Below are 13,785 nucleotides of genomic sequence, written 5' to 3'. Positions count from 1 at the left end.
CTTTTGGAAAAACGAGGCCGCAAGCCCCGCCTTTTTATATAAGATCATACTTTATTATAATGCCTATACGCTGCATCAGTGTAGCACCTGCGGATTCAAATGTCAATATGAGGGGTCACAGAGCCGGAACAGGGGCGTTTTGGGCAAAAAGAAAGGCCCCGGCAGCGCCGGGGCAAAAGCAATAAACGCCGAAATCAGCAGCGGGGCGGAGCCCACAGCTCGGTGGAGGGCTGGCGGTCCCGGATGCGGCGGGCCACCTCCTGGTGGTGCATCCGGCTGCAGGGAACCTGGCTGCCGTTGGCCAGGGTGAGCACATCCCGGAACAGGTTTTCCACGTGCAGCAGATTCACCACATAGCTTTTGTGGGTGCGGGCAAAGCCGAAGGGCTCCATCTGCTGGGCGATCTGGCTGATCTGGCCGCTGAACTGGTAGCTGGCGCTTTCGCCCACCAGGGTGATGCGCCGTACATCCGATTCAAAATAATAGATCTCGCTGTGCTTGATCTGCACGGTGCCCTCCTCGCTGGAGAAGCTGTAATAAAAATCCGGGGTCTCGCAGTGGGTCAGCGCCAGCCAGACCTCCTCCTGCAAAGCTGCGCCGGAGAAGGGCCGCACCAGATAGCCGCAGGCCCGGGTGCGGTAACCGGGAATGGCCCACCGCTCGCTGCTCGCCAGCAAAATCAGGCTCATGGCCGGGTGCAGCTGGTGCAGCTGGATCGCCGCCGAAAGCCCGGACCCATCCTCGCCCACATCCAGCAGGATCAGATCGAACCGGCGGCCCCGGACATATTCGTCCAGAAGTGTGCGGCTGGAGTCGAAAAAGACGAATTCCAGACCCACCCGTTTGTTCAGCGGAGTAAGGCTGTGAAGGAGCTGGGAATTTTCCTGCCGGTCGCGGCCGCACAGTGCGATGTAACGGATCATATAACCAGAAAAACCTCCTGTTTTTAGGCGCGAAACGGGAAAAAACCCGGGATTTGATGTAGGAAAAAACGCCTCAAATTTGTTTATTTTGTATATATTATATGGGCTTTTGTCAATAAAATCAACTGGTTTTGCTGATTTTGACGATAAAAATGCAGATTGTGCGCCAGCTGTACACACATTGAGAAAAAATTGGTATAGTGTTGCCGTGCCCGCCGGAAGGGGTTCTTTCGGGCGGGAGAGAGAGAAGAAAAAACAGGGCAAAAAGCCGCCTTTGGCCAAGGGGCAGGCATACCCAAACGCCCTGAACAAGGAGGAACTTTTCATGGCAAATTCTCCCCAAACAGCGGCGCCCGATCAGGGCGGAATGAAAAAGACACTGTCGCTGTGGAACTTCTTCACCATCGGCTTCGGCGCCATCATCGGCACCGGCTGGGTGCTGCAGGTTGGCGACTGGATGGTCACCGGCGGCGGCCCCATCGCTGCAATGATCGCCTTCGGCATCGGCGCACTGTTCCTGGTGCCCATCGGCGCGGTGTTCGGTGAGCTCACCGCCGCCATTCCCATCTCCGGCGGCATCGTGGAATATGTGGACCGCACCTTCGGCCACACCCTGAGCTACATCACCGGCTGGTTCCTGGTTCTGGGCAACGGCATCCTGTGCCCCTGGGAAGCCATCGCCATCTCCACTCTGGTAAGCCAGATGTTCGGCGATCTGTTCCCGATCCTGCGTTCGGTAAAGCTGTACAGCATCCTGGGCGCGGACGTTTATCTGTTCCCCACCATCATCGCGCTGGGCTTCGCCTTCTACGTGATCTGGCTGAACTTCAAGGGCGCTTCCAGCGCCGCCAAGCTGCAGGCCTTCCTGACCAAGGCTCTGCTGGCCGGTATGCTGCTGGCCATGGGCATCTCCTTCTTCAAGGGCGGTCCCGCCAACATCCTGCCCTCCTTCCAGCAGGTGCAGAGCAGCACCACCCAGACCGCCGGTACCAACATGTTCGCCGGTATCGTGTCCGTTCTGGTTATGACCCCGTTCTTCTACGCCGGTTTCGACACCATTCCCCAGCAGGCTGAGGAGGCCGCCGAGGGTCTGGACTGGAACAAATTCGGCAAGATCATCAGCCTGGCCCTGCTGGCCGCTGGCGGTTTCTACATCATCTGCATCTACTCCTTCGGCACCATCGTTCCCTGGACCGAGTTCATCACCAAGGACGTGCCCGCTCTGGCCTGCCTGAAGGACATCAGCATGATCTTCTATGTGGTGATGCTCGTTATCGCCACCCTCGGACCCATGGGTCCCATGAACTCCTTCTTCGGTGCAACCAGCCGCATCATGCTGGCCATGGGCCGCAAGGGCCAGCTGCCCGAACCCTTCGCCGTGCTGGATCAAAAGTCCGGCTGCCCCAAGATGGCCTGCACCATCCTGGCGGTCATCACCGTGGTCGGCCCCTTCCTGGGCAAGAACATGCTGCTGAGCCTGACCAACGTTTCCGCGCTGGCCTTCATCTTCAGCTGCACCATGGTAAGCCTGGCCTGCCTGCGCATGCGCTACACCGAGCCCGATCTGCCCCGTCCCTATAAGGTCCCCGGCGGCAAGCTGGGCATCGCCGCCGCCATTGCCGCCGGTTCCATCGTGATCCTGCTGATGGTGGTACCCTTCAGCCCCGCCGCTCTGAACGGCGTGGAATGGGGCATCGTTCTGGGCTGGCTGGTCATCGGTCTGATCCTGATGGCGGTCACCAAGGGCTCCAAGAGCAAAAAGTAATCGAAAAAGAACCTATAAGCGCCCAAAATACGCTTCGGTACATACACAAACAAAGAAACAGGAGGTTTGTTTCATTATGAGTAAGGTAGCATTCGTTGGCGGTCTGCTGATCGACGGCACCGGCGCCGAGCCGGTCAAGGACTCTCTGGTCCTGGTAGAAGACAAGAAGATCGTTTACGCCGGTCCCAAGAAGGAGTACGGCCCCGACTACGAGACCCACGACATCACCGGCAAGACCATCATGCCCGGCCTGATCGACACCCATCTGCACTTCTCCGGCAACCTGACCGATGACGACACCGATTGGGTACTGGAAGATCCCATCCAGAAGACCGTGGTTGCTGTTCAGCAGGCTCACGAGTGCCTGGAGCACGGCCTGACCACCGTTGGTGAGATCAGCCGCAGCGGCCTGCAGATCCGCGACATGATCGAGCGCGGCGTTATGACCGGCCCCCGCGTGGTGGGCACCGGCCTGGGCTTCGCCCGCACCTGCGGCCACGGCGACAGCCACAAGCTGCCCAGCTGGTACAACGACGAGAGCCATCCCTGGGCTGAGCGTGTAGACGGTCCCTGGGAGCTGCGCAAGGCAGTTCGCCGCCGTCTGCGTCAGAGCCCTGACGCCATCAAGATCTGGTCCACCGGCGGCGGCATCTGGCGCTGGGACAAGAAGACCGATCAGCACTACACCTTTGAAGAGATCAAGGCCGTTGTGGACGAGTGCAACATGGTTGGCATTCCCGTATGGAGCCATGCCGAGGGCTTCGGCGGCGCTCTGGATTCCGCCAAGGCCGGCGTGCATCTGATCATCCACGGCCAGGCTCTGAACGACGAGTGCCTGGACATCATGGCCGAGAAGGGCATCTACTTCTGCCCCACCATCCAGTTCCTGCACGAGTGGTTCAAGACCTATCCCCCCGTGTACATCCCCGAGATGCACGACTCTCAGCCCGGTGAGACCGTTGTTGAGAAGGAGCTGAACCGCATCTACGCCAACCTGCGCAAGGCCAAGGCCAAGGGCATCGGCCTGACCATCGGTTCCGACTCCTTCTGCAGCAGCCTGACTCCCTATGGCACTACCGCCATCGGCGAGATGTACTCCTTCGTGGAGTGCGCCGGTATCTCCGAGATGGATACCATCGTGGCCGCCACCAAGGTGGGCGCCGAGATGCTGAAGGTGGACGACGTGACCGGTACTCTGGAAGCCGGTAAGTGCGCCGACCTGCTGGTCATCGAGGGCAACCCCCTGGAGAACATCCGCGCCATCGCCGTGGACAACATGAAGGTCATCATGAAGGAAGGCGCCTTCGTTAAGGGCTGATCCTTCGCTGCCTCCATAACAAACTGCCCCTGGCCCGAACCTCTCCCCGGGCCGGGGGCTTTCCTGTTCTTATATAATGTAAGAGAACATAAAAAAAGAGGCCTTCCGGCGGAAGGCCTCTTTTTTGTTTTGTCTGCATAAAGATGAGGGGGAAACCTCAGTTTTTCAGCGCCTGCAGGGGAGCGGGGATGCGGCCGCCCCGGTTGATGAACACGCTGGGGCTGTAGGTGCTGATGGGCATGATGGGCGCATAACCCAACAGACCGCCGAAGTCCAGCTCCTCGCCGGCTTTGCGGCCGATGGCGGGGATCACGCGCACGGCGGTGGTCTTGGTGTTTACCATGCCGATGGCTGCTTCGTCGGCGATCAGAGCGCTGATCACCTCGGCGGAAGTGTCGCCGGGCAGCACCACCATATCGATGCCCACGCTGCACACGGCGGTCATGGCTTCCAGTTTCTCCAGGCACAGGCTGCCGCAGCGGGCCGCCTGGATCATGCCGTCGTCCTCACTCACGGGGATGAAAGCACCGGACAGGCCGCCCACATGGTTGGAGGCCATCACGCCGCCCTTCTTCACCGCGTCGTTCAGCAGGGCCAGGGCGGCGGTGGTGCCGCAGCAGCCGCAGCTCTCCAGACCCATCTCTTCCAGAATGTTGGCCACGCTGTCGCCGATGGCCGGGGTGGGAGCCAGCGACAGGTCCACGATGCCGAAGGGTACGCCCAACTCCTTGGCGGCCAGATTGCCCACCAGCTGGCCCATGCGGGTGATCTTGAAGGCAGTGCGCTTTACCAGCTCAGCCACCTCGTCCAGCGGTGCGTCCTTGGGCAGCTTTGCCAGGGCCGCGCGCACCGCGCCGGGGCCGGAAACGCCCACGTGTACCACGCAGTCCGGCTCGCCCACGCCGTGGAACGCGCCAGCCATAAAGGGGTTGTCCTCGGGGGCGTTGCAGAATACCACCAGCTTGGCGGCGCCCATGCACTGGTTGTCGGCGGTGACCTCGGCGGCCTTGCGCACCACGCCGCCCATCAGCTTCACCGCGTCCATGTTGATGCCGGTCTTGGTAGAGCCGATGTTCACGCTGCTGCACACGATGTCGGTCTCAGCCAGCGCCTGGGGAATGGAGGCGATCAGCCGCTCATCTCCGGCGGAAAAGCCCTTGTGTACCAGCGCGCCGAAGCCGCCGATGAAGTTCACGCCCACAGCCTTGGCCGCACGGTCCAGGGCCTTGGCGTAGTCCACCGGGTCGGCGGTGGGGGCGCTGGCCAGCAGCATGGCGATGGGGGTCACGCTGATGCGCTTGTTGATGATGGGGATGCCGTAATCGGTGGAGATCTTCTCCACCACCGGCACCAGGCGGGCGGCTTTTTCGGTGATCTTGTTATAGATCTTCTCGCAGGCCTTTTTGGGGTCCGGGTCGGCGCAGTCCAGCAGGCTGATGCCCATGGTCACGGTGCGCACGTCCAGATTTTCCGAGGTGATCATCCCGATGGTCTCCAGGATGTCGCTGGTGTTGATCATGCTCAATGGAACGGCCCCCTTCTCAAATGTGATGCATCGCGTCGAAGACTTCTTCGCGGGTGATGTGCAGCTCCATGCCCATCTCGTCGGCTACAGCGGCAAAACGGGAGCGGACCGTCTCCATATCCTGAGCGCATTTGCTCAGGTTCACCAGCATGATCATGCAGAACATATCCTGCATGATGCTCTGGGTCACGTCCTCCACGTTGATGTTCAGTTCGGCGCACACGGCGCTGACCTTGGCGATTACGCCCACGGTGTCCTTTCCGACAACGGTGATAACAGCTTTCATAAACCAAAATCCTCCCTCAGCGGCGGCACGGCGCACAGCGCGGTGCCCGATTTGCGGCGGTTTGCAGCCGCTGGCGGCTGCAAGACGTTATTGCCATTATAGCAGATTTTGCAGCCCCGTGGTTTACTTTAAGAGTATTTTTTTTTATAATAAGGGCAACACCGCACAATTCACGCCCAAGGGCTCAGGCGGCGTATCGCACCAAAATTTTCCGGTGCGCTCCACCACCTGGAATTATGCAGTATTGCCCAAGGTAAATTGCCGAATTTGCCCCAGAGGGGCCAATCAACAAAGAAAGAAGTGACCCACTGTATGGAACGTTTGCTGAAATTGTTGGAGGAAAACGCCCGCCTGAGCGTGGAAGAACTGGCCGCCATGCTGAGCATCAGCCCCGAGGAAGTGGCCGCCCAGATGGACGATTACGCCAAGAAAGGCGTGATCCGTGGTTACCGGGCCATGGTGGACTGGGAAAAGGTGAGCACCGACAAGGTGCAGGCCGTGATCGAGCTGCGGGTGCGCCCCAAGAAGAGCCACGGCTTTGACGAGATCGCCATGGCCATCAGCCAGTTTGACGAGGTGCAGAGCGTGCTGCTCATGAGCGGCGGCTACGATCTGCAGCTGGTGATCGCGGGCCACAGCTTCCAGGAGATCGCCCTCTTCGTGGCCAAGCGCCTTTCTCCCATGGACGACGTGCTGTCCACCGCCACCCATTTTGTGCTGCGCACCTATAAAAAGGATGGCGTGATGTACGCCGAGGAAGAGCCGGACGAAAGGGAGTGGGCTACGCTGTGATGGATTACAGCCGTTTGATTGCCCCGGCGGCCGCCGAAATGCGGCCCTCGGGCATCCGTAAATTTTTCGACATCGCCGCCGAAATGGACGACTGCATCAGCCTGGGCGTGGGCGAGCCGGACTTCAAGACCCCCTGGCGCATCCGTGACGCGGGCATCAAAAGCCTGCAGAAGGGCAAGACCAGCTACACCGCCAACGCCGGTATGAAGGAGCTGCGGCAGGAGATCGCCGCCTATATGGACCGGCGGTTCGGCCTTTCCTACGACCCGCTGGGCCAGATCCTGGTCACGGTGGGCGGCAGCGAAGCCATCGACATGTGCATCCGCAGTCTGGTGGCCCCGGGCGACGAGGTCATCATCCCCGAGCCCTGTTTTGTGTGCTACCAGCCCATCACCACCCTCACCGGCGGCGTGCCGGTGCCGGTGCCTCTGAAGGCGGAAAACCAGTTCCGGCTCACCGCAGCCGAGCTGAAAGCAGCCATCACCCCCAAGACCAAGCTGCTCATCATGCCCTTCCCCTGCAACCCCACCGGCGCGGTGATGGAGCGGGAGGACCTGGAAGCCATTGCCGAGGTGCTGCGGGATACCAACATTATGGTCCTGTCGGACGAGATCTACGCCGAGCTGAACTACTGCGACCATCCTCATGTGAGCATCGCCAGTCTGCCCGGCATGGCCGAGCGCACCGTGGTGGTGAACGGCTTCTCCAAGGCCTTCGCCATGACCGGCTGGCGCATGGGCTTTGCCTGCGGTCCCCGCGAGGTGATCGCCGTGATGACCAAGCTGCACCAGAACTGCATCATGTGCGCGCCCACCACCAGTCAGTACGCAGCGGTGGTGGCCATGCGGGAATGTGACGACGAGATCGAGCGCATGCGCCAGGAATACGACATGCGCCGCCGCTTTTTGGTCAGCCGCCTGAACGAGATGGGCCTTTCCTGCTTTGAGCCGAAGGGCGCCTTCTATGTGTTCCCCAGCATCCAGTCCACCGGGCTTTCCAGCGATGAATTCTGCGAAAAGCTGCTCTATGCCAAGCGGGTGGCGGTGGTGCCCGGCACCGCCTTCGGCGACTGCGGCGAGGGTTTCGTGCGCATCAGCTACGCCTATTCCGTGAGCCATCTGAAGCAGGCGCTGGACCGGATCGAGGCCTTTTTGCAGCAGCTGCGGGACGAGGGTGTGAATGGATAACAACGTGTATTTTGCCGCCGCGGCAAGCTATGACCAGCAAACAATGGACGCCGCGGTGGAGCGTCTGCTGAGCCAGCTGCCCATCGCCGATACCCTGGCGGGCAAGAAGGTACTGTTGAAGCCGAATCTTCTGGCCAAGCACGCGCCGGAACGGGCGGTGACCACCCACCCGGTCCTGGTGCGGGCGGTGATCCGGGCGGTGCGCCGCCGGGGCGCTGCCAGCATTACCGTGGCGGATTCCCCCGGAGGGGTCTACAACCCGGCCATCCTGCGGAGCATCTATAAAGTGAGCGGCCTGGCTGACGTGTGCCGGGAGGAGGGAGCGGTGCTTTACACCGACTGCAAGAGCCGGGAAAAGGCATCCGGCGGCAGACTGGTCCGTGCCTTCACCCTGATCGAGCCGGTGCTGGACTGCGACGTGCTCATCAACCTGCCCAAGCTCAAGACCCACATGATGACCGGCCTTTCCGCCGCCACCAAGAATCTGTTCGGCTGTATTCCCGGCCTGCAGAAGGCCGAGTGGCACATGCGCTTCCCGGATAAGGAGCGCTTCGGCGAGATGCTCATTGATTTGTTGGGCTGCGTGAAGCCCGGCTTCGCAGTGCTGGACGGCATCCTGGCCCAGGAGGGCGACGGCCCGGCGGGCGGCACGCCCCGTATGGTGGGCCTTGTGGCAGCGGCGGAGAATCATCTGCAGATGGACCTTGCCCTCTGCCATATGCTGAATATTCGCCCCAAGGACGTGCCCTACTTGAACGCGGCCATCGGCCGGGGCCTGTGCCCGGAGCGGTTCGACCTGGCCTGCGCCAAGGGGGAAGGGGAGCTGTGCCGCTCCATTCCCGGTTACCGGCTGCCCTCCAGCTGGGGCAGCGTGGACTTTGCCGACAAGGCCCCCCGGGCGGTGCGCTGGGCGGTGCCCGCGGTGGAACGGCTGCTGGCCCCCCGCCCGGTGATCAACAAACGCCGGTGCATCGGCTGTGGCAAGTGCGCCGAGATCTGCCCCCAGCACACCATTACGGTGGAGGGCAAGGCGCACATCCATCCGGCCAAATGCATCCGGTGCTTCTGCTGCCACGAGATGTGCCCGGTGAAGGCCATCGACACCCGGCGGTCCTTTTTGCTGAAAAAACTGTAATCGAATTTTTGTAACGAGGTGTGAGCCATGAAACAGGTAACCGTGCTGGCCCCGGCCAAGCTGAACCTGACGCTGGACGTGACCGGCCTTTTGCCCGGCGGCTACCACGCGCTGGATATGATCATGCAGACCATCACCCTGCACGAGCGGGTGGTGCTGCGCAAAAGCCGGGATCTGATCCTGCGCCTGCCCGGCAGCCGCATCCCGGCCAACGAAAAGAACACCGCCTACAAGGCGGCGCTGGCCTTCTTCCACTATACCGGTCTGCTGGCCGGTGTGGAGATCGAGGTTCACAAGGCCACCCCGGTGCGGGCGGGCATGGCGGGCGGCAGCGCCGATGCCGCCGCCGTGCTGGTGGGCATGAACGAGCTGTACGGGGCAAAGCTGTCCATCACCGAGCTGTGCGCCATCGGCGCCACCATCGGTGCGGACGTGCCCTTTGCGATTCTGGGCGGCACCTGCCGGGTGCAGGGCATCGGTGACATCCTCAAGCCCCTGCCTCCCTGCCCGGACTGCTGGTTTGTGGTGGTTATGCCCAGCGTGGGCGTGAGCACCCCCGAGGCCTTCGCCCGTTACGATGAGGTGGGCAGCAGTGTCCACCCGGATTCCGCCGCCGCCGAGGCAGCGGTGAAGGCGGGGGACCTGAATGCTCTGTGCGCCGCCAGCGGCAACGCGCTGGAGGAATGCAGCGGAGCCAAGGAGACCCCGGCCATCAAGCGGCTGCTGAACGAAAACGGCGCGCTGGCCAGCCTGATGACCGGCAGCGGTGCGGCAGTGTTCGGCGTGTTTGACAACGAAGCCGCTGCAAAGCAGGCCGCCGCCGCCCTGCGCCGGGATTATAGCCAAGTCTATCTGGCCCAGCCGGACCGCTGGGGCGCCCGTGTGGTCAACAGCCGCCGCCTCGCCCCGGCCCGGAACAGAGGCGGGAAGAATTCCGAGCAAAAATCCAATCCGGCGGAATAAAAAAACGAACGCACGTCCATTCTATTGGCAGAAGCTGCCAAGGAAAGGACGTGCGTTTTATGTTTTTGTGTGTACTTAAAGAGAACAAGTCAAATTGGGTGGCCCATGCGGCCCTGGCTGCCGGGTTGGTGCTGGCAATCGCCGTGAGTGGCTGGCTGGGCCCCTTCTCGGCGGCCTGCACCTCTCTGCGGCAGGATACCCTGCGCCTGCATGTGCAGGCCAATTCCAACAGTGAGGAGGACCAGGCCCTCAAGCTGATGGTGCGGGATGAGGTACTGAAGACCGCCCAGACCCTCTTCGCCGGTCTGCCGGACCAGCAAGCCGCTCTGAAAACGGCCAAGACCCACCTGGATGACTTCCAGCAGGCGGCCGAGCGAGTGGTACATGAGCAGGGGAGCGACCAGGCGGTGCGGGTCCATGTGACCAACATGTATTTTCCCACTACTGCCTACGAGGACTTCACCCTGCCCGCCGGCCGGTACGACGCGCTGCGGGTGGAGCTGGGGGCACACGCGGGCCGCAACTGGTTCTGTGTGCTTTATCCGGCGCTCTGTCTTTCCGCCGCCCAGCCCGCCGAATATCCCCAAGCGGCCCAGCAGGAGATTCTGGAAAACAGCCAGGGCTATGAAGTGCGCTTCGCCGCGCTGGAGGCGGTGGAGCGGCTGGAGGAATGGCTGCACGAAAATTGAGAGGAACATCCCGGAACTTTGGCGCATACAATAGCGCAAGGAGGGATGCAGATATGGCAACAATCACAGCAGTGCCCCCGTACTTCGGAACGGTGCTGCAAAACGGAAGCAAGGGGCCGGACTCGGCCCAGGTACAGACCTGGCTGAACGGCATCCGCAAGCAATGGCCTCAGATCCAGAGCGTCACGGTGGACGGCCGGTACGGCGGAGCAACGGTGCAGGCGGTGAAGCAGTTCCAGACCATGGCCGGGCTCACGGTGGACGGAAAGACCGGACAGAGCACCTGGAACGCCCTGTACACCCAGTACGCGGGCATCTACGGCGCGGGCGAGATCTACCCGGGCATTGTGGCGGCTCCCGGCGCGCGGGGTGCGGCGGTGAAGAGCATGCAGCAGAAGCTGCTCGCTCTGAGCAAGGTGTACACCGGCATCCAGACCATCTCCACGGACGGTGTGTTCGGCAGCGGTACCTCGGCAGCGCTGCGCCGGTTCCAGCCTCAGTTCGGCCTGACCGCCGACGCGCTGCTGGGCAAAAACAGCTTCGCCGGGCTGGCCAAGGTGTATGAGGCCGTCCGGGCCGAAAATCCGCCCAAGGTGGTCACCCGGTATGCGGGCTATGTGATGAAGCAGGGCAGCCGCGGCGACTGGGTACGCTTTTTGCAGAGCTACCTGAACGGCATTTCCGGGGTTCCCCAGCTGAGGGTGGACGGCAACTTCGGTTCCGGCACCAAAAAGTCGGTGGTGGCCTTCCAGGGCCAGCAGGGCCTGACGGCGGATGGCAAGGTGGGCACCGCCACCTGGAGCCGCCTGATCGAGGTGTTCAACCAGCAGCTGAGCTGACCGGCAACGGAAATACTGAATGAAAAAGTAGGACTTTTCCCAGTTTATGCGGGGGAAAGCCCTGCTTTTTCGCTGTTTCGCTGATTTTATTTCCTTTTTATTGCGTAGGTTAATAAACGATGATGTAATTTGTTCAAGATTGAATAATATTTACTTGCTGTGGATTGGAAAAAGCGAAGAGGAGGTTGATTCTTTGAAGAAGAATATTTGGTACAGAGGTCTGAGCCTGTTGGCCGCATTGGCAATGCTGGCGACGTCGCTGCCTGTTTCTGTTTTTGCGCAGGAGATTTTGGCAGAGAACGTGCCGGTAATCAGCGAGGACGCGGAGCCTGCTGCAGTGGAGAACGAGGTCGTAGAAGAGACCGTCGGCAACACTGTCCCCGACGAGGAGCCCGCACCGGAGGAAATGACCGATGTTGAGGAAACCGCCGTGCCCCTGCCGGAAGAGGCGGAAAAGGAAGCCGCACCCGAGATGGCCGAGCCGGAAAACACCGACGAGCCCGAAGCGGAAGAAGGGGCAAAGGAAGAAGCTGCCGAGGTGCAGCCGCAGAGCGTGCAGGTGGATGTGTCCGCTCAGCAGGAGGTGCAGGCAGATGCATCCGCCCAGCAGGGCGTGCAGATCAGCGAGGAGAATTTCCCCGACGCTGCCTTCCGCGCCTGGCTCCTGCGCCCGGAGAACCTGAACGGCATCGGCCAGGACGGTGTGCTCACCCAGGAGGAGCTGCAGACTGTGACCGCCATCAACGTGAAGAATCAGGGAATCGCCAGCTGGCAGGGCATCGAATATTTCACTCAGCTGAAAAATCTGAACGCCGGTTCCAACCAGCTGACCAGTCTCACCCTGAAGCTGCCTGTGCTGGAGGGGCTGTATGTGGCTTATAACCAGCTCACCACTCTGGACATGAGCCATAACCCCAAGCTGGAGGACAGCGGCTTCGTGGGCCGCAACAACGACCTGCGTACCCTGGTCCTGCCCAACGTGCCCGGCCTGCAGGTGGACACCGAGGACTTTCTGGAGCAGGATCCCATCGTGGGCTCTGAGCGGTCGGAATGGTTCTATGACAGCCAGTACACCCAGCCCATCCGGGAGAAATACATCCCTGGCAACGGCCAGACCGTTTACGCCCGCCGGGTGCCCAACCGCTATACCGTGCGGTTTTACGCCAACGGCGGCGTGGGCAGCATGGACCCGCTGAACAGCGAATACGGCCAGCAGTTCCAGCTGCCCCAGGCCGGATTCACCCGCACCGGCTACCACTTCGCGGGCTGGAATACCTGGCCGGACGGCAGCAGTACCGCCTATGCAAACGGTCAGCAGGTGAGCAATCTGGGCGGAGCAAAGATGGATGGCGACAAGGCGGACCTGTATGCCCAGTGGAAGGCCAATTCCTACAACATTCGGTATGAGGCCGCGGGCGGTCAGGGCGATATGCAGCCCACCCCGGCCATTTATGACACCGCCGTGAATCTGGCCAGCTGCCAGTTCACCAAAGACGGCCAACTCTTCGCAGGCTGGAGCACCCGTCCCGACGGTCCGGTGGAATACGAGGATGGCCAGAGCGTGAAGAACCTCACTGCCGAAAACGGCGCCACCGTGACCCTTTACGCCGTCTGGATGGACCAGACCATGCTGGAGCTGTATCAGGCCTACGCCGACTACGACAAGCGGGAGTACATCGGCGAGGACTGGAACGCCATCGAGAGCGCTTATCAGGAGGGCCAGACGGCCATTGAAGCCGCTGCCGGCAGCTCCGAAAAGCAGACTGCCCTGGCCGCCACCCAGCCCGCCCCGGAGGAAAGCGCCGCCGCGGCGAAGAGCGCCTGGCAGGCGGTGGACATGTCCTGGCCCGAGGCCCTGGTGGATTACAGCAGTCTCAATACCCAGGAAGGCAAAAACGAAGCCGCCGGTCTGGCCTATCCCCAGATCAAGCCAAAAGCCGCGGAGCTGACGAACTTCGCCCGCGCCATGGACTGGCTGAACGCCGCCAGTGACCTGTATGCGCTGGAGCCGGAGCAGGTGACCAGCGACAAGGCGGACCGCTTGGCACTGGTGATGGAGAAGTATGAGCAGCTGGCTGCCCAGAGCAGCATCCAGCCCGCCATCGCCACCCGTCTGGCCGGGCACCAGGCGCTGGCCCAGACAAAGAAGGATGCGGTGGCTGAGCTGGAAAGCCGCTACCGTGCGCTGATGGAAAACAACTATTCGCAGGAGGCGCTGGCCCAGCTGGACGGCATCCTGCAGGCTGTGAAGGCGCAGGTGGAGTCCTCGGCGGATGCGGATGCAGCGCAGGAGATCGTGCTGCAGGGCACCGAGCAGATGGAGCAGGTGAAGCCTGAACCCAAGCCCACCCAGACCCCGAATC

At 61.6% G+C, this 13,785-nt stretch carries 12 protein-coding genes; 9 read left to right on the top strand and 3 right to left on the bottom strand.

Annotated features, from left to right (window positions below; genetic code table 11):
• Positions 1-194 precede the first annotated feature (194 nt).
• Positions 195-923 carry a LytR/AlgR family response regulator transcription factor gene (locus B5G03_RS10555; RefSeq protein ID WP_162613388.1) on the bottom strand — a complete coding sequence of 243 codons (729 nt, stop codon included), beginning with the start codon at positions 921-923 and terminating at the stop codon, positions 195-197.
• Between the two features lie 325 nt (positions 924-1,248).
• Between B5G03_RS10555 and B5G03_RS10550 the strand changes: the two genes are divergently transcribed.
• Together B5G03_RS10550 and B5G03_RS10545 are read left to right on the top strand one after the other, a co-directional pair.
• On the top strand, positions 1,249-2,688 hold the full coding sequence (locus tag B5G03_RS10550) for an APC family permease (RefSeq protein ID WP_087181667.1): 1,440 nt from the start codon (positions 1,249-1,251) through the stop codon (positions 2,686-2,688).
• Positions 2,689-2,764: 76 nt separating this feature from the next.
• Positions 2,765-4,006, top strand: a complete 1,242-nt coding sequence (locus B5G03_RS10545; protein ID WP_087181666.1) for a metal-dependent hydrolase family protein — start codon at positions 2,765-2,767, stop codon at positions 4,004-4,006.
• 157 nt (positions 4,007-4,163) lie between these two features.
• On the opposite strand, the gene B5G03_RS10540 is transcribed toward B5G03_RS10545, so the two are convergent.
• Together B5G03_RS10540 and B5G03_RS10535 are read right to left on the bottom strand one after the other, a co-directional pair.
• The gene (locus B5G03_RS10540) at positions 4,164-5,525 is read right to left on the bottom strand and encodes a PFL family protein (protein WP_087181749.1); all 1,362 of its coding nucleotides are present in this window, start codon (positions 5,523-5,525) and stop codon (positions 4,164-4,166) included.
• Positions 5,526-5,547: 22 nt separating this feature from the next.
• Positions 5,548-5,817 carry an ACT domain-containing protein gene (locus B5G03_RS10535; protein ID WP_087181665.1) on the bottom strand — a complete coding sequence of 90 codons (270 nt, stop codon included), beginning with the start codon at positions 5,815-5,817 and terminating at the stop codon, positions 5,548-5,550.
• A gap of 312 nt (positions 5,818-6,129) precedes the next feature.
• On the opposite strand from B5G03_RS10535, the gene B5G03_RS10530 reads away from it, so the two are divergent.
• The 7 genes from B5G03_RS10530 to B5G03_RS10500 form a co-directional block, all read left to right on the top strand.
• Positions 6,130-6,609 (top strand): Lrp/AsnC family transcriptional regulator, encoded by a 480-nt coding sequence (locus B5G03_RS10530; protein WP_087181664.1) that lies wholly within the window; start codon positions 6,130-6,132, stop codon positions 6,607-6,609.
• Positions 6,609-7,796 carry a pyridoxal phosphate-dependent aminotransferase gene (locus tag B5G03_RS10525; protein ID WP_087181663.1) on the top strand — a complete coding sequence of 396 codons (1,188 nt, stop codon included), beginning with the start codon at positions 6,609-6,611 and terminating at the stop codon, positions 7,794-7,796. The genes B5G03_RS10530 and B5G03_RS10525 overlap by 1 nt, the downstream gene beginning before the upstream one ends.
• Positions 7,789-8,931: a DUF362 domain-containing protein gene (locus B5G03_RS10520; protein ID WP_087181662.1), complete on the top strand. Its 1,143-nt coding sequence runs from the start codon at positions 7,789-7,791 to the stop codon at positions 8,929-8,931. Before B5G03_RS10525 ends, B5G03_RS10520 begins: the two co-directional genes overlap by 8 nt.
• Before the next feature lie 27 nt (positions 8,932-8,958).
• A complete protein-coding gene (gene ispE / locus B5G03_RS10515) occupies positions 8,959-9,894 on the top strand; it encodes a 4-(cytidine 5'-diphospho)-2-C-methyl-D-erythritol kinase (RefSeq protein ID WP_087181661.1) in 936 nt (311 codons plus the stop codon).
• Between the two features lie 59 nt (positions 9,895-9,953).
• The gene (locus B5G03_RS10510; protein WP_087181660.1) at positions 9,954-10,583 is read left to right on the top strand and encodes a stage II sporulation protein R; all 630 of its coding nucleotides are present in this window, start codon (positions 9,954-9,956) and stop codon (positions 10,581-10,583) included.
• Between the two features lie 53 nt (positions 10,584-10,636).
• On the top strand, positions 10,637-11,422 hold the full coding sequence (locus B5G03_RS10505) for a peptidoglycan-binding domain-containing protein (RefSeq protein ID WP_162613387.1): 786 nt from the start codon (positions 10,637-10,639) through the stop codon (positions 11,420-11,422).
• 193 nt (positions 11,423-11,615) lie between these two features.
• Positions 11,616-13,785: InlB B-repeat-containing protein (locus tag B5G03_RS10500; RefSeq protein ID WP_206423619.1), on the top strand; the 2,170-nt coding region annotated here is incomplete at its 3' end.

Origin of the sequence: Gemmiger sp. An50 (assembly GCF_002161595.1) — a bacterium.
Classification (GTDB): domain Bacteria; phylum Bacillota; class Clostridia; order Oscillospirales; family Ruminococcaceae; genus Allofournierella.
This window is presented reverse-complemented; position numbering and strand designations above follow the sequence as displayed.